Annotated in this window: 21 protein-coding genes and 3 pseudogenes; 7 read left to right on the plus strand and 17 right to left on the minus strand. The window is 74.5% G+C overall.

Annotated features, from left to right (window positions below; translation table 11 throughout):
* Positions 1-72 precede the first annotated feature (72 nt).
* Positions 73-258, plus strand: coding sequence for a hypothetical protein (locus ACZ58X_RS23235; protein WP_470335526.1), 186 nt, complete (start codon positions 73-75; stop codon positions 256-258).
* A gap of 28 nt (positions 259-286) precedes the next feature.
* Here the strand turns inward: ACZ58X_RS23235 and ACZ58X_RS23240 are convergent, their stop codons facing one another.
* The 13 genes and pseudogenes from ACZ58X_RS23240 to lxmA form a co-directional block, all read right to left on the minus strand.
* A complete protein-coding gene (locus tag ACZ58X_RS23240) occupies positions 287-868 on the minus strand; it encodes a hypothetical protein (protein WP_470335527.1) in 582 nt (193 codons plus the stop codon).
* A gap of 111 nt (positions 869-979) precedes the next feature.
* Positions 980-1,231: pseudogene (locus tag ACZ58X_RS23245) on the minus strand (transposase); the annotation flags it as partial.
* Positions 1,232-1,267: 36 nt separating this feature from the next.
* Positions 1,268-2,008, minus strand: coding sequence for an ABC transporter permease (locus ACZ58X_RS23250; protein WP_470335528.1), 741 nt, complete (start codon positions 2,006-2,008; stop codon positions 1,268-1,270).
* Positions 2,001-2,684 (minus strand): annotated as a pseudogene (locus tag ACZ58X_RS23255) (ABC transporter ATP-binding protein); the annotation flags it as partial. The pseudogene ACZ58X_RS23255 and the gene ACZ58X_RS23250, both read right to left, overlap by 8 nt.
* 137 nt (positions 2,685-2,821) lie before the next feature.
* Positions 2,822-3,874, minus strand: coding sequence for a F420-dependent peptide dehydroalanine reductase LxmJ (gene lxmJ, locus ACZ58X_RS23260; protein WP_470335529.1), 1,053 nt, complete (start codon positions 3,872-3,874; stop codon positions 2,822-2,824).
* Entirely contained in the window at positions 3,871-5,208 is a 1,338-nt protein-coding gene (locus ACZ58X_RS23265; RefSeq protein WP_470335530.1) for a M16 family metallopeptidase, read from the minus strand. The genes lxmJ and ACZ58X_RS23265 overlap by 4 nt, the downstream gene beginning before the upstream one ends.
* Before the next feature lie 6 nt (positions 5,209-5,214).
* Positions 5,215-6,528, minus strand: coding sequence for a M16 family metallopeptidase (locus ACZ58X_RS23270; RefSeq protein ID WP_470335531.1), 1,314 nt, complete (start codon positions 6,526-6,528; stop codon positions 5,215-5,217).
* Complete coding sequence (locus ACZ58X_RS23275; protein WP_470335532.1) at positions 6,525-7,331, minus strand: class I SAM-dependent methyltransferase; 807 nt, start codon at positions 7,329-7,331, stop codon at positions 6,525-6,527. Before ACZ58X_RS23275 ends, ACZ58X_RS23270 begins: the two co-directional genes overlap by 4 nt.
* Before the next feature lies 1 nt (position 7,332).
* Positions 7,333-8,349 carry a T3SS effector HopA1 family protein gene (locus ACZ58X_RS23280; RefSeq protein WP_470335533.1) on the minus strand — a complete coding sequence of 339 codons (1,017 nt, stop codon included), beginning with the start codon at positions 8,347-8,349 and terminating at the stop codon, positions 7,333-7,335.
* Positions 8,346-9,494, minus strand: coding sequence for a class V lanthionine synthetase subunit LxmK (gene lxmK, locus ACZ58X_RS23285; RefSeq protein ID WP_470335534.1), 1,149 nt, complete (start codon positions 9,492-9,494; stop codon positions 8,346-8,348). Before lxmK ends, ACZ58X_RS23280 begins: the two co-directional genes overlap by 4 nt.
* Positions 9,481-10,425 carry a hypothetical protein gene (locus ACZ58X_RS23290; RefSeq protein WP_470335535.1) on the minus strand — a complete coding sequence of 315 codons (945 nt, stop codon included), beginning with the start codon at positions 10,423-10,425 and terminating at the stop codon, positions 9,481-9,483. Before ACZ58X_RS23290 ends, lxmK begins: the two co-directional genes overlap by 14 nt.
* Entirely contained in the window at positions 10,422-11,045 is a 624-nt protein-coding gene (gene lxmD, locus ACZ58X_RS23295; protein WP_470335536.1) for a peptide terminal cysteine decarboxylase LxmD, read from the minus strand. The genes ACZ58X_RS23290 and lxmD overlap by 4 nt, the downstream gene beginning before the upstream one ends.
* A gap of 100 nt (positions 11,046-11,145) precedes the next feature.
* Entirely contained in the window at positions 11,146-11,361 is a 216-nt protein-coding gene (lxmA, locus tag ACZ58X_RS23300; protein ID WP_470335537.1) for a lexapeptide family class V lantibiotic, read from the minus strand.
* 276 nt (positions 11,362-11,637) lie between these two features.
* On the opposite strand from lxmA, the gene ACZ58X_RS23305 reads away from it, so the two are divergent.
* On the plus strand, positions 11,638-13,395 hold the full coding sequence (locus tag ACZ58X_RS23305; RefSeq protein WP_470335538.1) for an ABC transporter ATP-binding protein: 1,758 nt from the start codon (positions 11,638-11,640) through the stop codon (positions 13,393-13,395).
* A 108-nt stretch (positions 13,396-13,503) separates the two neighbouring features.
* Positions 13,504-14,025, plus strand: coding sequence for a hypothetical protein (locus ACZ58X_RS23310; RefSeq protein WP_470335539.1), 522 nt, complete (start codon positions 13,504-13,506; stop codon positions 14,023-14,025).
* Positions 14,026-14,135: 110 nt separating this feature from the next.
* Here the strand turns inward: ACZ58X_RS23310 and ACZ58X_RS23315 are convergent, their stop codons facing one another.
* Positions 14,136-14,417 carry a helix-turn-helix domain-containing protein gene (locus ACZ58X_RS23315; protein ID WP_470335664.1) on the minus strand — a complete coding sequence of 94 codons (282 nt, stop codon included), beginning with the start codon at positions 14,415-14,417 and terminating at the stop codon, positions 14,136-14,138.
* 213 nt (positions 14,418-14,630) lie between these two features.
* Between ACZ58X_RS23315 and ACZ58X_RS23320 the strand changes: the two genes are divergently transcribed.
* Positions 14,631-15,620 carry a helix-turn-helix transcriptional regulator gene (locus ACZ58X_RS23320; RefSeq protein ID WP_470335665.1) on the plus strand — a complete coding sequence of 330 codons (990 nt, stop codon included), beginning with the start codon at positions 14,631-14,633 and terminating at the stop codon, positions 15,618-15,620.
* A 56-nt stretch (positions 15,621-15,676) separates the two neighbouring features.
* Here the strand turns inward: ACZ58X_RS23320 and ACZ58X_RS23325 are convergent, their stop codons facing one another.
* Together ACZ58X_RS23325 and ACZ58X_RS23330 are read right to left on the minus strand one after the other, a co-directional pair.
* Positions 15,677-15,946, minus strand: a complete 270-nt coding sequence (locus ACZ58X_RS23325; protein WP_470335540.1) for a hypothetical protein — start codon at positions 15,944-15,946, stop codon at positions 15,677-15,679.
* Positions 15,933-16,220 carry a hypothetical protein gene (locus ACZ58X_RS23330; RefSeq protein ID WP_470335541.1) on the minus strand — a complete coding sequence of 96 codons (288 nt, stop codon included), beginning with the start codon at positions 16,218-16,220 and terminating at the stop codon, positions 15,933-15,935. Before ACZ58X_RS23330 ends, ACZ58X_RS23325 begins: the two co-directional genes overlap by 14 nt.
* Positions 16,221-16,733: 513 nt before the next feature.
* Here ACZ58X_RS23330 and ACZ58X_RS23335 point away from each other — a divergent pair.
* From ACZ58X_RS23335 to ACZ58X_RS23345, 3 genes and pseudogenes are all read left to right on the plus strand, one after another.
* Positions 16,734-16,969, plus strand: a pseudogene (locus tag ACZ58X_RS23335) (LLM class flavin-dependent oxidoreductase); the annotation flags it as partial.
* Positions 16,906-17,637 carry a nucleotidyltransferase domain-containing protein gene (locus tag ACZ58X_RS23340; protein ID WP_470335542.1) on the plus strand — a complete coding sequence of 244 codons (732 nt, stop codon included), beginning with the start codon at positions 16,906-16,908 and terminating at the stop codon, positions 17,635-17,637. The pseudogene ACZ58X_RS23335 and the gene ACZ58X_RS23340, both read left to right, overlap by 64 nt.
* Positions 17,634-17,768, plus strand: coding sequence for a hypothetical protein (locus ACZ58X_RS23345; RefSeq protein WP_470335543.1), 135 nt, complete (start codon positions 17,634-17,636; stop codon positions 17,766-17,768). The genes ACZ58X_RS23340 and ACZ58X_RS23345 overlap by 4 nt, the downstream gene beginning before the upstream one ends.
* A 20-nt stretch (positions 17,769-17,788) precedes the next feature.
* Here the strand turns inward: ACZ58X_RS23345 and ACZ58X_RS23350 are convergent, their stop codons facing one another.
* Positions 17,789-18,769: a hypothetical protein gene (locus tag ACZ58X_RS23350; protein ID WP_470335544.1), complete on the minus strand. Its 981-nt coding sequence runs from the start codon at positions 18,767-18,769 to the stop codon at positions 17,789-17,791.
* Positions 18,770-18,863 lie beyond the last annotated feature (94 nt).

Consider the following 18,863-nt stretch of genomic DNA (forward strand, 5'->3'; position numbering starts at 1 on the left):
CGGACTCCTGGCAAGCAGCGGCACCACCGGGCGTGCCGCGCACCGCGCGGACGCCGAAGGGGGACGAACCACGTGTCCGACCGGGCAACCGAGTTCGACCGGAGGATGAATCCGTGGGCCTACGACGCGAACGGCAACCTGACCGACCGGGCCCGCACGCAGGAGACCGCCCGCACCCGGCTCAACACCACCGTCGCCCGGAAGGCCGCCCCGAAGCCCGGGTGCGCCCACGGCGCCGGGCCGCTCACCGTGAAGTGAGCGGCCCGGCGCCGCGTCCGGCGTCACCTCAGGAGCTGGGGCGCTCCCACATCTCGACGACCTTGCCGGAGGCGTCGAGGGCGACCTTGTAGGTGCCGCTGTTGCAGGGGTACGAGCCCTTCTGGTTGCCGGGGGTGGCGATGCACTCGTTGATGTGCTTCACCAGGTCGGCGACGGCGACGTCCTTCGGGGCGGCCACGACCGACTTGAGGTGGCCCTTGGCGGTGGGGGCGAAGGTCGCGGTCTTGTCGGCGCCCGTCGGTTCGAGGGCGACGTCGTTGACGCCGCAGGCGTCCTTGGTCTCCTTGTAGACCAGGGCGGTCGCGCTGGTGCCCTTGACCGGCTCGATCCACTTCTGCCCGGCGGGCAGCGGCTCGTGGGTGCAGAAGCCCTCCGGGCCGCCGTCGGTGGGCTTGCCGGTCGGGGCGGGCTTGCCCGTCCCGGTCGCCGGGGCCGCGGTGGGCGAGGCCGCCCCACCGGCGGCCGGCGCGGCGGTCGTGGCGGCGGCGCCGGCCCCCTGGGTCGACGGGTCGTCCGGGCCGCAGGCGGTGAGGCCCAGCGCGGCGGTGGCGACCAGAGCGGCGACGAGCAGTCTCCTGGATGCAGACATGACGAAAGAACCCCCGTTTAACGCATGATCAGATAAAGGTGCGGCGGACAGATTAGCGCCTCCCACCGACCACGCCCGTCCTGACCGCCGCGGCGAGCTCGTGCGGAGCGACGGAGTCCGTGCGGTAGCGGGGCGGTGTCCTGCGTCCGGCGCCGCCGTAGGCGGGCGCCACGGGCTCGGCGCCACGGGCTCGGCGCCACGGGCTCGGCGTCGTGGGCTCGGCGTCGTGGGCTCGGCGTCCTGGCGGTGCGTGCTCTCGCCCCCCGCCCCGCGCACCGCCACGACGTAGTCCGGATTCCGGGCGCGCGGGGCATGGCGGAAGGCCGCCGACCGGCCGTGGCCCGCGTCGGCGACCACGACCTGTTGGGGTCGGCCTCCGGCAGGTCAACTGACGAAGTACTAGACGTCCTGACGCAGGAACAGCGTCCGTCCGGCCAGCGCGACCAGCACGCACCAGAGCGCGAGGAGCAGCCCGCCCAGCGGCACGGACAGCGCCTCCGGGAAGGTCAGCCGGTCCCCGAGCAGGGCGTACTGCGCCCCTTCGGGAAGGAAGCGGCCGAACCCGGGGAGCTGTCCGAGCACCAGGAGCTGGCCGACCGTCCCCCAGACCAGCAGGCCGACCACGGCGGCCAGTTGGTGGCGGACCACCCATCCGATCGCGGCGCCCCAGAGGCCGCCCAGGCCGCAGACCGCCACGGCGGCACCCGCGATCCCCCAGCTGCGGGCGTCGAGCGCCAGGCCGCTGCCCCGCGCCGCGAGCGCGAGAGCGCCGACCGTCGCGGCCTCGGCCACCGCGAGCAGTCCGAACAGCAGACCGGCGACGGTGGCCGCGCCGAGTTTCGCGGCGACCACGACGGAACGCCCGGGCGCGTGCAGGACGGTGCGGCCGATCGCCCCGGAGCGGAACTCGCCGGTGACGACCAGCGCGCCGAAGAGCGAGGCGAACAGCGCACAGGAACCGGCCATGATCAGCACGCGGTGGCTCGTCGCGGCCGCCACGCCCGGGTCGGCGAGTCCCGACTCCCCGTAGACGGCGCCGAGTTGCCCCAGAGCGGCGAGCACCAGCGCGGTCAGCAGCAGGGCGGGCAGCGCCCCGCCGGAGCGGGCCTTGAGGAGTTCGGCCGAGAACTGGTCACGCACGGGGCGCCTCCGTCCAAGAGCTGCCGACCGAGGTCGCGCAGGTGTCGATCAGCTGGAAGTAGGCGGCTTCGAGACTGCCGCCGCCCCGCCGGACGAGGTCGGCTAGCGGGCCGTGGAAGAGGACGGAGCGGCGCAGCACGACGACGTCGTCCACGCTCTGCTGGACCTCGGCGAGCAGGTGGCTGGCGATCAGGACGGTGCGCCCCTCGGCGGCCAGGTGCTCCACGAGATGGCGCGTCCAGCGGATGCCCTCGGGATCGAGGCCGTTCAACGGCTCGTCCAGGATGACGAGTTCGGGATCGGGCAGCAGGGCGGTGGCGAGCGCGAGGCGCTGGCGCATACCGGTGGAGCAGGACTTGTAGCGGGTGCGGGCGGACCGCCCGGCCAGGCCCACCTGCTCCAGGGCCCGGTCCACGCGGTCCGCGGGCAGGGCGAGCGCCCGGGCGGCGACCTCCAGGTGCCGGCGGACCGTCGGCCGCGGCGCGAAGCCGACCGCGTCCATGGCGACGCCGATCCGGTGTGCGGCGTCGGGCAGGGCGCCGGGGGCGGCGCCGAGCACCCGGACGGTGCCCCGGTCGGGCCGGGCGAGGCCGAGCAGGATGCGCAGCAGGGTGCTCTTGCCCGCGCCGTTGGGGCCGAGCAGGCCGGTGACCCGGCCGGGGCGGAGGGTGAAGCTGACGTCCTCCAGCGCCTGGTGGGCGCCGAAGTGCTTGCTGACGCCCGCGAAGGCGACGGCGTGGTCGTTGCCGGTCAAGTGGCCTCTCCCTGAGAGTGGTTCACGTACGGTGCGCGCGTCGCATCCTGCGCCCGCTCTCAGCCAAGCAGCCGGGCGGACGCGACGGGCACCGATACGGGGGCAGCATGCTGTCCCCGGTCGGCAGCTTGCTGCGGGCGGGCGGCGCGGCAGGCGGCGATGATCCGCTCGATCTCCTCGGCGGCGGCGTGAACGCCCTCGGTGAGCAGGACGGCGGCCGGGTTGAGCACCACTTCGTCCACCCCGGCACGGCGGTACTCCCCCAGCCCCTCGGCGATCTCCTCCGGGGTCCCGGTCAGGACGACCCCCGAGTCGAGCAGGGCCCGCGCGGTCGCCTCCGGGTCGTGCGGGTCCACGGGGACGCCGGCCCGGCGCAACATGTCGGCGTAGTGCGGGGCGGCCAGGTGCTCGCGGGTGGCCGCGAGGGCGAGCGCGCGGGGGTCGCGGCCCGGCGCGGTGGGGATCACGTGCACGGCGGTGGCGATGCGCGGCGGGGCCGGGCGTTCCCGCGCTCCCTCTGCCAGGGCGGGAGCGAGGGTGGCGGCGAGGTAGCCGGGCGGGGTCATCCAGGTGATCGCCACGTCGGCGACCTCACCGGCCGTCCGGGCCATGCCGGGGCGGAGCACGCCCGCACCCACCTCCACCCGGGCGTACGGCAGCCGGGGGAGGGAGCCGTTCAGCCGGTGGTACGGGCCGTCCTGGGCGACGGTCCCGCCGTCGAGGAGGGCGCGGACGGAGGCGAGGTAGTCACGGACGGCGCGGCGCGGGCTGGCGTACGGCTGCCCGGTGAGCCCGGCGACGAAGCCGGGGCTGCCGATGCCGAATCCGGCGACGACGGGTGCGTCGGTGAGCAGCGCGAGGGAACGGGCCTGCACGGCGGCCTCGTACGGGTGGCGCAGCGGCAGCAGGGTGACGGCGGTGCCGACCGGGACGGCGTCGCCCCGGCCGGCGAGGTAGGCGAGGGTCTGGTGCGGTTCGGCGCGGAAGGACTGGCAGAGCCAGAGCCGGCGGGCGCCGCTGCGCCGTGCGGCGGCGGCGAACGGGGCGACCAGCTCGGGGTGGTCCGGCTGGAGGGGGTAGAGGACGGCGGGGGCGGCCGGGTCGGGGGTCATGCTGCGGGCTCCGTCTCGTCGTGATGGGCGGGTGCGCCGGGGTCGAGGGTGGCGACCGCCATCCGGTCCGGATCCAGGAACGTCGAGGCCGCGTCAATGACTTGACGGTGCGTCACTGCCTCCAGGTCGTCACGGTAACGGTCGAGCCAGTCCAGGGGCAGCCCGGCGGCGAGGAAGCCGGACAGGGCGGTGGCCTCTTCGGCGCGGGTGGCGAGGGCGAACCGGGTGAAGCCGAGGGCGTAGCGGCGGGCCCGTTCGGTCTCGGCGGCGGTGGGGCCGTGCTCCGCGAGTTCGCGCAGGCAGCCGACGGTCTCCTCGGCGAGGAGGGAGGCCGTGCCGGGGGCCCCGGCGGCCTCGGTCTCCAGCCAGCAGCCGGCCCGGTTCTCGCGGAGGGTGGCGGAGACGGCGTACGCCAGCCCGTGCCGGTCGCGCAGCCGCTCGGCGAGCCGGCTCGACGCGTGCCCGCCCAGCACCAACTGCGCGAGGTGGAGCGGGGCGTGGCCGCGTTCGGCCGGTCCGGCGGTGAGCAACGAGGCCTGGGCGGGCCCGTCTCCCGAAGCGGCGGCGAGGGCCGTACGGCCCGGGGCGGGCGTGTCGCGGGCGAACGGCGGCAGGAACAGGCCGGACGGCCCGCCGCGCCACGCCCCGAGGGCCTCCTCGGCCCGGTCGACGACCGCCGCCGGGTCGACCTCGCCGGTGATCAGCAGCACCGACCCGGCGGGCACCACCGCCCGCCGGTGCAGGGCGTGCAGCTCGGCGGCCCGCGGTACCGGCCCGGCGGGCGCCGTCGCGAGGCCGGGACCCAGCAGCGGATGGTCACCGAAGGCGCGGGCGAGCAGGGTGGCGCGCAGCCGGGCCCGGCCCGCCGGCCGGGCGCCCGCGCCGGGGTGCCGGGCGTGGGCGAGGTCGATCTCGCGGTCGGTGTGATGCGGCCGCAGCAGCAGGTCGGCGAGCAGGTCCAGGGCCCCGGGCAGCCCGGCGGCGAGCACGCCCATGCCGACGACCAGGGACTCGGCCGTCACCACGGTGCTCAGCTCGGCACCCAGGTCGGCAGCGCGGTCGGCGATGTCCTGCCGGGTGAGGATCCGTCCGGCGGCGGTGCGCGCACCGGTGCCCAGGCAGGCCGCGAGCGCCCGCTGGGAGGCGGCGAGCGCGGGCTCGGTCCGGGCGAAGGGGATCACCAGGCGCAGTTCGGCCAGGGGCGCGTCCGGGGTGTGCAGCGCCACCAGGCGGAGCCCGCTGGGCAGAACGGTGTCCAGGCCGGCGCGGCCCGTGGCAGGTGCGCGGGCGGGCGTGTGAACGGGCGTGTGAGCGGGTGCGTGGTGCGGGGTCATGGTCTCTCATCCGCCCAGGACGGTCAGGGAACGGGGCCCGGCGAGCAGCGCCCGGGCGGCTGCGGCGACGCCGTCCGGGGTGGTCCGCCGGAGCGCGTCGGGGAGCGCGGCCGGTCCGCCGCTGCCGGGCAGGAACAGGTCGTGGTGCCCGTGGGTGACGGCACGGGCGGTCAGCGAGTCCTCGCCCCGGTGCCAGGCGAGCAGCAACGCGTTGACAGCGCGGCGCAGTTCGGCCGCCTCGGGCGGGCGGCGGGCGAGGTCGCGCAGCACGTCCGTCCAGGCCCCGGCGGCCTCCTCGGCGCGGACGCCGGGGGCGCGGCCGAGGACGGCGAGCACCGGTTCGGGGGCGTTCGCGCCGAGCCACTGCCCGTACAGGCCGCAGGTGACCCGGGCGGTGGTGAGCCGGGGATCGCGGCGGACGAGGGCGGGCAGACGGCCCCGGCCGACCAGTTCGGCGAGCACCACCTGGGCGAGGTGGCCCGGCAGGTCCCGGGCGGGGGCGGGCAGCAGGTGCCCCACGGCGACGGCGTCGGCGGCCCAGGGCAGCGCAGCGGTGACGGTCTCGGCGGCCCAGGGCAGCGCAGCGGTGACGGCCTCCGGCGCCCGGGCCGGCAGGCCCCCGTCCATCGTGGCGCCCGGGCCCGGCGGGAGGCCGCCGAAGGCCTCCCGGATCCGCTCCAGCGCCCGCTGCGGCTCCACCTCCCCGACCACCGACAGCGCCATCGCGCCGGGCCGGTAGTGCCGCCGCACGAACGCCGCCGCCGCCGCGGGGGTGGTCCCGGCCAGCTCTCCCGCCGTGCCGTAGCTGTCCCGGCTGCCGGGCCGCAGCGCGCCGAGGACGGTCTGCCAGAGCCGCCCGGATGCCGCGCCGCCCCGGATCTCCTCGGCGATGACCTCGGTCTCGGTGCGCAGCACCGCCTCCTCGGGCGCGAACTCCTCCAGCCGACGGGCCTCCCAGCCCAGCAGCTCGTCCAGCATCCCGGCCGGCGCCACGGTGTGGAACACGGTGCGGTCGCGGTGGGTCTCCGCGTTGCAGACGCCGCCCGCACCCGCGACCCGGGCGGCGTGCGCGTCGCCACCGTCCGCTCCCCCGCCCCGGGGGAACATCAGGTGCTCGACCAGGTGCGCCGTCCCGTGCCGCCCGGCCGGGTCCTCGTCGCTGCCCGCGGCCACCGTCAGGGCCACCGCGACGAGCCCGCGCCCGTGCCCGGGCCTCGGCTCGACCGACACCCGCAGCCCGTTGTCCAGTTGCTCCCGGTTCAGCAGGGGGCGGTTCAGCAGGGGGCGGTTCAGCAGGGGGCGGTGGAGCAGGGGGCTCATGTCAGCGGCCGGAAGACCGACACGCACATCTTCCGGCCGTCGCCGCCGTCGAACGGCTGCTCACGCCAACCGGAGTGACGGGCAGTCAGCTCCAGTCGGGCGATGCCGCCCAGCAGGTCCAGCTCGGAGGGCCAGAGGTAACGCAGCACGGTGGTGGCGCAGTTGGGCGCCGCGCCATCGAGGAAGAGGGTGTTCTGCACCAGCATGTTCTGCGAGGCGGGCAGCACGGAGATCGACTCGATCATCGCACTCCGCTCGCCGACCGGGTAGGTGGTGACGGCGTTGCCCCTCTGCACGTGGTGGTCGCTCGGGTCGAAGGTCTCGGTCACGACGTGGCCGCCCGGGGCGGTGTGCCGGGCCAGCGCGTGCATCAGGGCGATCTGCTCGTCGACGGCGGTGGCGCAGCACAGCACGTTGAACGGCGCGAGCACGACGTCGAAGGTGCGGCCGAGATCGAGGCCGACGAGGTCGCCGAGGTACGGGGTGACCCTGCCCTCCGGGTCCTTCTCGGCCAGCCGGGCGAGCATCGCCGGGGAGGTCTCGACGCCGTGCACGTCGAAACCCTGGTCGGCCAGGCGCAGCGCCACCCGGCCCGTGCCGACGCCGAGTTCGAGGACGCTGGCGCCCGGGCGGGCGAGGGTGAGCAGGAAGGTCCCGATGTCGTCCAGGTCGGGGGTGCTGGGGTAGACCTCGTCGTACACCCCGGCGAGGGCCTCGCTGTAGGCGGTGTTCAGCGCGGTGCCGAACCCCCCGGCCTGCCCGGGCGCGGCCTCGACGGCCGGGTGTGCCGCGGTGTCGGTCATCTCAGTTCTCCTCCGGGTCGGCGGTGGTGTTGTGGGCGGGGCGCAGCGGGTCGATGCCCGCCTGACGGAAGGCGCGGGCGACCTGCTCGGGGAGGCTTCCGGTGCCGGTCTCCGAGGCGTGGTCGATCAGGGCGGTGGCGAGGGCGAGGCAGCGGTGCTGGCCGAAGCTGAGGTCGCGCCGGCCTGGGCGGGGGTCGGCCGGGTCCCAGGCGGCGGCGAGGCCGGGGGCCAGTTCGTCGGTGAACAGCGAGACCTCGGCGCCGCGCCCGGGCAGGTCCCGTACGGCGCGGGTGACGGCCCGTTCGGCCGCCCCGTCGTCGCCGTGCAGGTAGACCACCAGCGCGTCGCGGCGCGGGAAGTCCTCCGGGTCGGAGAGCACCTTGGCGTGGTAGCCGGCGCCGGCCGCCTCCAGGGCGCCGAGCACGGCGGCCCAGTGCGCGGCCGCCGCGTCCGGGCCGGTGAGGTGCAGGAAGAGGCGGCGGACGGGGCCGGACGGGCGGGGCAGCGGCCGCGAGCCCATGACGTAGAAGAAGCCCGGGGACAGGGCGGGCCGGGCCGCCTCGACGGCGAGGCGCACCAGGTCGCCGGGGCCGGGGTCGGACGGGCCGAGGAGCCGGTCGACGGGGATGCGGGCGGTGATCTCGGGCAGCCGCACGACCAGGTGCCCGCCATCGGGCCGGATCTCGACCAGCCGGCCCTCGGTGGGGGCCCACCGGTGCGGGACGCCGTCCGCGTACCGCTGCTCCAGGGCGGGGTCGCGGGTGTCGCGGCGCGGCGCCGCCCCGGACGCGTCCGGCGTGCGGGCGTTGCCCGCGTGGAGCTCCCGGTAGAGCGCGTTGGTGAGGCGGCCGCGCAGGTCGCGCGGGCTCTCGGCGGTGAGTTCGCGGCCCGCGACCACGGCCTGCCGGCCGTCCGCCCGGACGGTGACGCGGTTCAGCGCCTCGGCCAGGCGGGGGGCGAGCGGCGCGGGGGCGAGCGCCGCGGGGGCGAGCAGTCGTGGGCCGGTCGGGGTGGTCATCGGGTGCTCCCGGTCGGGGGGTGGAGCCTCAGCGTGGTGACGGCCCCGGTCGGGCGGGTGAGCAGGGTGCGGCCGATGCCGGCGGCCGCGCGGGCCACCGGGCTGAGGGTGGCGTGGGCCTGGGCGGTGGCGATCAGCCGGTCGAAGAGGTGCCAGCCGGCGAAGCCGACGGCCCGCTCGGCGAACCCGGGGTCGGGGGTGCGGCGCTCCAGGTAGCCCTGCCAGAACGCCTCGACGCGCGGCAGGTGGCGGCGCAGGCCCTCACCGCCGCGCCGCAGCACCTCCTGGTGGCTGAGGTCGAACCCGGCCGGCTCCTGCGACCCCTCCCCGCCACCGGTGGGGGCGAAGACGGCGCAGGTGGCGTGGAAGAGCCACTCCCCGACGAACGCGCCCACGTCCCGGGCCGGGTCGGCGAGCCGGAACTCCTCCCAGTCGCACAGGTACAACTGCCCTTCGGCCAGCACGAACTGGTCGAACCGCAGGTCGCAGTGGGTCGGGGTGCGGGGTGCGGCGCGTTCCCGCTCGCGCAGCCCGTGCAGGGCCGCGACCACCTCCGGGTCGTCCTGGACGAGCTTCCATGCGGCGATCTGCCCCATGCTGCGGTCCCGCAGGGCGCTCCACGGGAACGCCTCCAGCCAGTCGAGCGGCGGCAGCGGCGGCTCGCCCTCGTCCAGGCCGGCGCCGCGCGGGTCGAGCCCGTGCAGGGTGGCGACGGCCCGGCCCGCCGTGCGGCAGAGGTCCTCGTCGAAGTCGCCGTCCAGGGCGGCTTCGGCGCCGGAGCGGGCGCCGGGCAGCAGCCGGTAGGCGCTCACCGCGCCCGGACGGTGGCTGCCGAGGTGCTCGGGGACGCGCAGGTCGGAGCCGGGCGGGAGGCGGAGGGCGAGCGTCTCGAAGGACAGCGCGCGGTCGAGTTCGCCGCTGGTGCCGTCCGGCGCGCGGGCCACCGTCTTGAGGAAGACCCGCGCCCCGGTGCTGGTGCGGCCGGCCCAGTTGTCGTTGCGGCCGCCGTAACCGGCCAGGTCCTCCGGCTCCAGGCGGCCGAGCCCCAGTTCGTCGAGGAGTTCCTGCACGGCCGGGGCGGCCGCCGGGTCCGTCGGCCGGTAGCGCAGCAGGGCCGCTCCTCCGGCCGGGTCAGGCGGGGTCATGGTGGTGGTCTCCGGGGCTCGGGGGCAGCGCGGGCCGCCCTTCCTGGTCGATCAGGTCGGCGATGAAGGCGAGGTAGTCGAGGAGTTCGTCGTGCCAGCCCTGGTGGCGGGCGAAGTCCTGCACGTGGACGGCGATCCGCACCACGGCGCAGCGACCGGTGAGCACCGGGTCGGGCCCGGGGCCGTACGCGTCGAGGAACACCCGGCCCAGGGCGGCGGGGCCGTACGGGGCCGGTGCGGCGCCCAACGACGGTAGCCGCCAGCCGAGTTCGGCCAGTTCGCCGAGGATCCAGCCGAGGTCCAGCTCCGGGCGGGCGGTGCCGAGGTCCGGGCCGGTGAGCAGGGCGGTCCGTCCGGAGTGCAGCGGTGGCACCAGGGAGCCCAGGGACGCCCAGCCGTGGACGGGCCCCGCCGGGCCACCGGCCCCGGCCGCCTGCTCCGCCCAGCCGAGCAGCCGGTCGGTGCGGCCCCGGCCCCACGACCTCCCTGCCCGGCGCCGCGATTCGTCGTCCGAGTCGGCCCATGCGCGCAGCCGCAGCAGCCCGGGCACGGGCCCGGAGCGCTCCGGCGCGGGCGGTCCGGACCGGTGCAGGGCCCGCAGCCCGCGCGCCGCCGAGGCCAGCGAACCGGCCACCAGCAGCCGGGCCGCCGGGCGGAAGTCGCGCAGCCAGGCGGCGGCGGAGGCGGGGCCCGGCGCCTCGTAGAGCAGCCCGTCGCCGGCCTGCCGGGGCAGGGCGAACCGGGCGGCGTCCGGGGCGTCCGGCAGCCGGAGGTCGGGCAGGTGCCGGGGACCGGGCCGCTGCCACCACCGGTACGACCCGTCCGCGGCCCGGAGCACGCTGGTGCTCTGCAGGCGGGTGGCGTACTCGGCGACCGGTTCGAGTCCGTCCAGGTCCGCGGGAAACGCGGCCGCCGCGGGTACGGACGTCATGCCGCCGCCCCCGCCCCGCGCCGGTCGGCGCAGCGTGCGAGCAGGTCGGTGAGCGGCGCGGCGCCGCCGTCCGCCACCTCTCCGGTGGCCGCGCTGGCCGCCGGGACGGTGGGCGCCACCACGACCCCGGGCCGGGCGCGCAGCGTGCGCAGGTGCTCCTGGACCATCGGGTTGCGTTCGGCGGCCGGCGGCAGCGCCGGGGCCACCCCCACCAGGGCGTCGGTGGCGTGCAGGGCGAGCAGCAACGGGGTGTCGGCGAGGCCGAGGGCGTACCGGCCGACGAAGTGCTGGGTGGCCGGGTGGACCAGTACGAGGTCAGGCCAGCGGGCGAGTTCGACGTGCGGCGCCACCGGGCCGGCTTCCCCACCGAACCGCCGGACGCCGCTCGCTTCACCGCCCCATTCGTCGACGAACACCTCGCGCCCGCTGAGCGCGGACACCGCCTGCACCGAGACGAACCGGCACGCGGACCGGGTGAGCACCACCCTCAGCTCCACCTGCGGCAGGGCGTTCCTGAACCAGTTGATCCAGAACGGCAGGAATGCCACGCCGAGCGCCCCGGTACCCGCCAGCAGAACCCGCCGGAACCCGGGGTCCGGCACGCCCAGTTGATCATCCATTCCCGTTTCTCCTCCGCCTTTCCCGCCCGGCCGTACGAACCGGGGCGGGCCGGCGCCCGGCCACGGCGCCGTCCCGCCCCGATCAGGGTTCACTGCGTGATCAGCACTTGCTCTCGACGGTCCGCGCGGCGAGCGAGCCGAGCGCGGCGGCGCACTGCTGCGAGGACTTGGCGCTGATGATGGTGGCGCGGATCGCCCACGGGATGGTGGGCGTGAACGCCGGACCGGTCTCGTTGCCGTCCGCCAGGCCCAGCTCCTCGGCCGAGGTGTAGGCGGTGTAGCCGTCGAACAGGTCCAGCTCGGTGGTGTTCTGCATGAGGATCTCCTCCGTTGGAATGCGGACTTCCGGAATACGGACTTCCGTTACCGGGCCGATCGGCCGATATCCGGTTCTCCCGGATCGGCCGGCGGCCCGTTGTCCCTGGGGACGACCACATCCTGACCCGCCGGTTTTCCCGGCCACTACTGGCAATTGCGGTATCGCCGCTCCCGCCAATTCCGCTTCCGTCATGACCGCCTCGGCAATTCCGGCGGCGGCATTGCCGCAAGTGACCATGTCCCCGTGCGCGTGGAAGGGGATACAAATGATCGCGTGACCACACCTGACGTAGATCCGACTCCGGCCGAGCGGCCCGCCCTGCGTGCGCTGCTCGCCTACGCACGGCCGCACCGCGGGGTCCTCTCCCTGGTGCTGCTGCTCACCCTGCTCGGAAGCTCGGCCGGCCTGGCCCAGCCGCTGGTCGTCCAGGACGTCCTCGTCAAGCTCACCACCGGTGACGGGCTGCGCGACGAGATCCTGCTCCTGAGCGGGCTGTTCGTGCTCTCCGTCGCCCTCACCTGGGGGCAGGCCTGGCTGGGCGAGCGCACCTCGGAGCGGGTGGTGTTCCAGGTCCGCAAGGGCCTGATAGCCCGGCTGATCCGCCTGCGCACCGCCGAACTCGACCGCGTCGAGCCCGGCAGCCTCACCACCCGCGTCACCTCCGACAGCACCCTGGTCCAGCACGCCGCGACCGGAGGCCTGATCCAGCTGGTCGACGGATCGGTCCACCTGATCGCCACCATCGTCCTGATGGGCGTGGTGAGCCTGCCGCTGCTCGGCATCACGGCCGCCGTACTGGTGGCGGTCGGCATCGCGCTGGGCGTGGTGATGCCCAAGATCCGCACGCTCACCACCCGGGCCCAGGAGTCGGTCGGCGAGATCGGCGCCGCCCTCGACCGCGCGCTCGGCGCCGCCCGTACCGTCAAGGCGAACGGCGGCGAGGCGACCGAGACCGCCCGGGCCGAGGCCGCCGCCGAGCGGGCCTACCAGGCCGGACTGAGCGGCGCCCGGTACCAGGCGCTGATCGCCGTACTGGCCGGCCTGGTCGTCCAGGCCTCCTTCCTCGCCGTGATCGGCCTCGGCGGCGTGCTCGCCGCGACCGGCAGCCTCGACCTGGCCGCGCTGGTCACCTTCCTGCTCTACCTGTTCAACCTCGGCGGACCGATCGTCTCGCTGGTCGGCGGCTTCTCCTCGCTCCAGCAGGGCCTGGGCGCTCTCGCCCGGATCGAGGAGCTGAACCGGATGGAGGCCGAGGACGACGTCGACGCCGCCCTGGCCCACCCGACCGGTCACGCACCCGACGTCACCGTCGCCGACGTGACCTTCGCCTACCCCGGCCGCGCCCCCGCGCTCGACGGCGTCGCCTTCACCGCCCCGGCCGGCCGGATCACCGCGCTGGTCGGCTCCTCCGGTTCCGGCAAGACCACCCTGTTCTCCCTGCTCCAGCGCTTCTACGACCCGGACGGCGGCAGCATCCGGCTGGACGGCACCGATGTCGGCACGCTGCCCCGGGCCGATCTGCGCCGCCGCATCGCCTACGTCGAACAGGACTGCCCGATGCTGGCCGGCACCCTGCGCGAGAACCTGCTCTACGCCGCCCCCGACGCCACCGAGCAGGAGATCGCCGACGTGCTGCGCCGCACGCTGCTCACCGACTTCGTGGCCGGACTCCCGGACGGCCTGGACACCGCGATCGGCGCCCGCGGCCTGGCCCTGTCCGGCGGCGAGCGGCAGCGGCTGGCCATCGCCCGCGCGCTGCTGCGCCGCCCGCAGGTGCTGCTGCTGGACGAGGTGACGGCCCATCTGGACGGCCGCAGCGAACAGGCACTGCGCTCCACCGTCGAACTGGCCGCGCGGGACTGCACGGTGCTCCTGATCGCGCACCGGCTCTCCACCGTCGCCTCGGCCGACCGGCTCGTCCTGTTCGACCGTGGCCGCGTCCTGGACCAGGGCACCCACCAGGAGCTGCTCGACCGCAGCGACTTCTACCGCGAGCTGGCGGGCAGCCGGCTGGCGCCCGCCACCGGGTGAGCACTCCAGAACCGGGTGAGCACTCCGCCGGGCAGGTGCGAGGATCGACCTGGCCCTCGAACTCCCGGCCTCGTGACCGGAGTTCCGACCCCACCGAAGGAAGAACAGATGACCGACCAGCCGACGCCCGCCCCCTTCACCACCGAGGACACCCTGTTCGGCGCGATCACTGTCAGCCTCGAGGGCCAGGACCGGTTGACGGTGTCCGGCGAGCGGATCCCCACCGTCGTCCTGACCCGCGACCCGGACTGCGAACCGGACCCGCAGATCGCCATCGGCACCCGCGACGCCGCCCACCTCGCCCTGACCGTGGACGGCACGCCCGTGCCGCTGCGCCCGGGCAAGGGCAAGTTCCTCCGCGGGTCCTACCGGGTCGAGACCACGTACGACGGCGCCGTCTACGTCCTGGTCCCGGACTCCATCCCCAGCAGCCGGCTCACCCGCGACGGCAAGCGCCTCGGCGACTTCTCCAGCGACGGCGACCAGATCGTCATCGCCGAGTGGCGGGAGGACGTCCCGGCCCGCCCCGCCGACGCCGCCGTCGGCTACGCCTTCGCCTCCGCCTTCGGCACCGGCGGGCACCCGACCTGGATGCTCCTCGTCGAAGCGGTCGCCGCGCTCATCCCGTGACCCGCCCAGGGCCACGTGCGCACGACAAAGGGGCCGGGCCCGTACGGAAGCGAATTCCGTACGGGCCCGGCCCCGTGCCGTACACCCCCGAGAACGCCGCCGCCCCGGGCTCAGTCCGCGGCGACCGCCGACACCGCCCCCTTCGCCGGCTCCTCGTCCGCCAGCTCCTCGGCGTTCAGCGCCGACACCAGCGCCGCCTCGAATCTCGACCGCAGGCACAGTTTGCGCACGATGCTCGCGGTGTGCGCCCGGACCGTCCGCTCGGTGATTCCCAGGTGCCGCGCCAGCCGGCGGTTGGTCTCTCCCGAGGAAAGCAGTCTCAGCACCTCCCGTTCCCGGTCGGTGAGCACGGAGAAGTCCATCGCCCCGTGCACCGATGCCCCCGTCAACACTCCCAATGTGCCCTCCTTCATCGGCATTTCAGTCCACTGCGACCCGACCGCGGGTCACTGTCGGAAACGTCTACACTTTTCCATCACATTACTGTCCACCCACCAGTGGATTACCATCCCCTTGACGACCGAACGCCAATGTCCGACCACCGCGCGACCGCCCACGCGGCCGCCGTCGGACGGCACGCCGAGCATCACACCAGGGGGAACGTCATGGCCGGCACCGGCATGTCCACACTTGGCCTCGACCCGGTCGAGGAACGGCTCTACCGCCACTTCCTGCGGAACCCGGAAACCACGGACGAGAACGTCCACCTGCTGCTGCACACCTCGTCGGCCGCCGTCCGCGCGGCCCTGGACCGCCTCATCGAGCTCGGCCTGCTGCACCAGTCGGACGCGGGCGCGCTCACCGCGTCGGATCCCGGCCTGGCGGTCGACCGGCTCAGCCGCCTCCGCCTGCTGTCCCTTCACGAGGAACTGCAGCAGGTCACCCAGTCCCGCCGGCTGATCGACGAGCTGCGCCGCGAGCAGGGCCCGTGGTCACACCCGGCCCAGGACGTCGAGCAGTTGGAGGCGCTGGAGGAGATCCGCACCCGTATCGACGACCTGGCCTTCTTCGCCCGCCACGAGATCCTCTCCGCGGAGCCGTACACCGAACTGACACCGGAGAACATCGCCCACGCCCGTCCGCTGGACGCCCGATGCCTGCAACGCGGCGTCCGCATGCGCAGCATGATTCTCCGTCAGGCCCTGTCACACCCGCCGACCGCCGGCTACCTGTACGAACTCGCGGCGCAGGGAGCCGAGATCAGGGTCCTCGACGACCTGTCCGAGCGGATCCTGGTCTACGACCGTGAGACCGTCCTGGTTCCGGCCGATCCCACCGACACCTCGCGCGGCGCACTGCTCACCCGGCAGCCCGGGCTGGTCGCCAACGCGCTGGCCCTGTTCGAGAAGATCTGGAACGAGGCCTCCGACCTGCCCGACCCGGCGGCGCAGTCCGACGCCGCACACCGGCTCTCCGCCGTGGAACAGCTCGTCCTGGCCGAGATGTGCCGGGCCGGCAAGGACGACATCGGGGCCCGCAACCTGGGCATCTCCGTCCGCACCTACCGCCGGCACATCGCCGAGATCCTGCGGGTGCTGGGCGCCGGCGGCCGCGCCCAGGCAGCCCTGCTCGCCCGCGAACGCGGCTGGATCTGACCCCTCCGCCGCCCCGACCGCCGTCCAAACGCCGTCCAACCGCCGTCCCGCCGGGGTCACGCCCCCGGCGGGACGGCCCGCCAGCCGGTCAACGCCCGGTCCGCGAGCGCCCCGGCCAGCCAACGCTCCACCGCCCCGGCCGTCCCGCCCGCGGCGGGGACGACCCGTAGCGCGATCCGCCCGCCCTCGACCCGCTGCTCACAGATCCAGCCCTCGGGCAGCATCCCCACCAACCGGATCACGGCGGTCGCGGCCGCCCCCGCCCGGTCCCCGGCGGCGGCGACCCACACCTCGTGGCCACCGCCCGCCCGCTCACTGCCAGCCATTGACCCGCTCCGCCCCTCGCGCCAGCCACGGAAGACCCACCGCCGCCTTCGCCGGCACCGTCCGCGTCGGCCCGCCGACGGCCGCCACGGCCTGCGCCTGCGACCCCAGCACCACCAGCCCCACGGCCCCGACCAGCACAGTGCCACCCCGAACGGCACGCTTCGTGATCCTCAAGGACGCCTCCGCGTTTCCCAGGGAGGACCACCCCGAACGGGCGCCCTCCGCCTGCTGTCTGCGGATTCCACCCTGCCAGCGGAGCGATTCCTCGAACATGCGATCCAGTGTCAGCTTCTCCCCACACCCGGCGCACTTGGTGCCAACCACGACAACGGGCGCCCGGCCGGAGGAACCCGCCCGGGCGCCCGCACGAGTCCCCCTCCGTCCGTACGAGGCGCTCCGGGGGTTGGACGGCCCGAGCGCGAGCAGTGCGCCCGCACAGGTCGGCACGGCCGCGCCGCCGACTGCGGCCTCCACCACCCGCCGCCCCCGACCAGCGCGGACGGGCGGCGGGGGACGGCCTGCCGCCGTTCCGAGGAGGCCGTCCAGGTGTGCTCCCGGCATCCGCAGTAGGCGACGACCTCCGTACCGGGACCGACGTCGGCCGACTCCACGAACCCGCGGAGGTCGTCCGAGCGCGGGTCGTGCGGCGCGCCCACCGGGCTACCGTCGCGGCGCGGGTAGGGACACCGGGTGGACTGGCGAACGCCGGCGTCCGGCGGGGTCACCGTACGACCCCGGACGCGCACCGGGACTCGAACGGGAGGTCATCCGGTTGGGGTCGATGCCATGCGTCTCAGCACAGTGATCCTCCCCATCCACCGGTGGGCCGAGGGGCAGAAGCTCTGGCGGCGGGCCGAAGAGCTCGGCTTCCACGCCGCCTACACCTACGACCACCTCTCCTGGCGGTCCTTCCGGGACGAGCCGTGGTTCGGGTCGGTGCCGACGTGACGGCGGCGGCGTGCGCGACCGAGCGAATCAGGCTCGGGACCTTGGTGACCTCGGTCAAGCCTCGTTCACCCATCGCGGCCTGACCTGCGCAGTAGTCGTATTTGATGAGAAATATCTGCATTGCGCGCATGATATTCTGCGCTTAATGAAGATGTCTGCGCCCTCGCTACTTCCGCTCTTCCGGTCCCAGTTGCAAGGGGACCTCCTGGCACTCGTGCTGTTGCACCCGGATCGCAGTTGGACGCTCACCGGCCTTGCCGGGGAACTGGGGGCCTCGCACACAGCCGTCCTCCGAGAGGTAGACCGGCTGATCGGGTCGGAGATTCTTGCGGAGGAGCGGGTCGGACGAACCCGGGTCATCACAGCCAGGACCGACACCGTTCTGTATAGGCCGCTGTGCGACCTGTTGCTGGTGACGTACGGGCCGCTGCCTCGACTGAGTTCGCTCCTGGCCGACCTCGACGGCATCGACGAGGCGTACATCTACGGTTCCTGGGCAGCCCGCCACAGCGGCGTGCCCGGACCGATCCCAGCAGACGTCGACGTCCTTGTCGTCGGACGCCCCGATCCGGACGAACTCTTCGATCTCGCCGAACGTGCCTCCCGGGAGTTGCGCCGGGAGGTCAACGTCCACCGTGTCGCTCCAGAGGCATGGGCATCACCGAGTGACGAACCCTTCCTGACCTCGGTCCGTGAGCGACCGCTGGTCCGCCTGCACCTACGTGAGGAGAACGGCGAATGAGCCGCTGGGAGCAGGGCCGGACCGTCGTTGACGACCTGATCCATCGCAAGGAGGTCAGGGGAGATCTGCCGAAAGCACAGGCGATCATCGAGCTGGCGGAGAAGGCCATGCCGCACATGGGTCGCTACTGATCACCGAAAACCGGCCTCGGTCACGGGTGGCCGGGTCGATCCGGCACACGCCGTGTCCTGGTGAACCTCTGCCGACGGCCGCCGGCAGCGAGTTCGCTGAGGCGCTCACCGATCACGGAGACGCCCGGGCGGGGCTCCTGCTCGTAGTACCAGGGCTTGCGCCGGCGCAGCAGCTCCTCGCCGTGCTCGTCCCAGGTGAATCCGGGCTTCCGCAGCAGCTTCCGGAACACCTCGTCGACGGTCTCCGGGTGGGCGGCGGCCAGGCGGCGGAGCGGCAGCGGTGCAATCGACTCCTCGCGCAGGTACACGCGCAGCAGGTCCTGGTGCTGCCTGCGGCCAGGGAGGGCCGGATCGGCGAAGAGGTCCCGCAGCATCCCGTAGTCCGGGTAGAAGTTGAGCCCGTCCACTTCGTCGTAGATGACGCCGACCGTGTCCGATTCGGCGAGTCCTCGCGGCAGTTCGAAGGCCGGGAAGGCCAGGCCGGGGAGCCGCCTGCCCCGGGCCCGGTCGGGATGCTCGGCGACGGCGGCCTCCTGCCGGTGCCGGTAGTAGGCGTTGAGCCGGTCCTCGACTTCGGCAGGGGGAAGGACCAGTTCGTCGCTGCCGCAGAACTCGACGAACGCGGCCCGGTCCTCCCGCATCGACTCCCATCCCTGCTCGATCTTCTCGGGGTTGCGGAAGACCAGTTCAGGGTGGCTGGTGGCCAGTTGGAGTGCCGCCCGGGCGATCTCGGTGACGCTGGACTTCGGGTAGGACGACATCGCCCCGGAGATCAGCCACGCCCCGTCCGCCGAGTGCACGGGCACCACGCAGGCGAGGAGGAAGCCTCCCTTGGACACGCCGCGGAAGGCCGCCCGCCCGACGTTCGAGTAGGTGCGGTACTCCAGGTCGTCGACCAGGTTCAGCAGGACGACGGCGTCCCCGTCCTTGCGCCGGATCTCGAAGACGCCCTCGACCGGGTCACGCCAGCCGAGCAGCATCTCCCGATCTGCCTCGGTCAAGCCCCGTCGTCCGGCCACGAACCGGTCCACCACGGTAGAACCGTCCGGCAAGCGGTACCGCAGAATGAAGTTGTCGACGATCCGGATCGCATCG

Source organism: Kitasatospora sp. NPDC040550, from assembly GCF_055594965.1.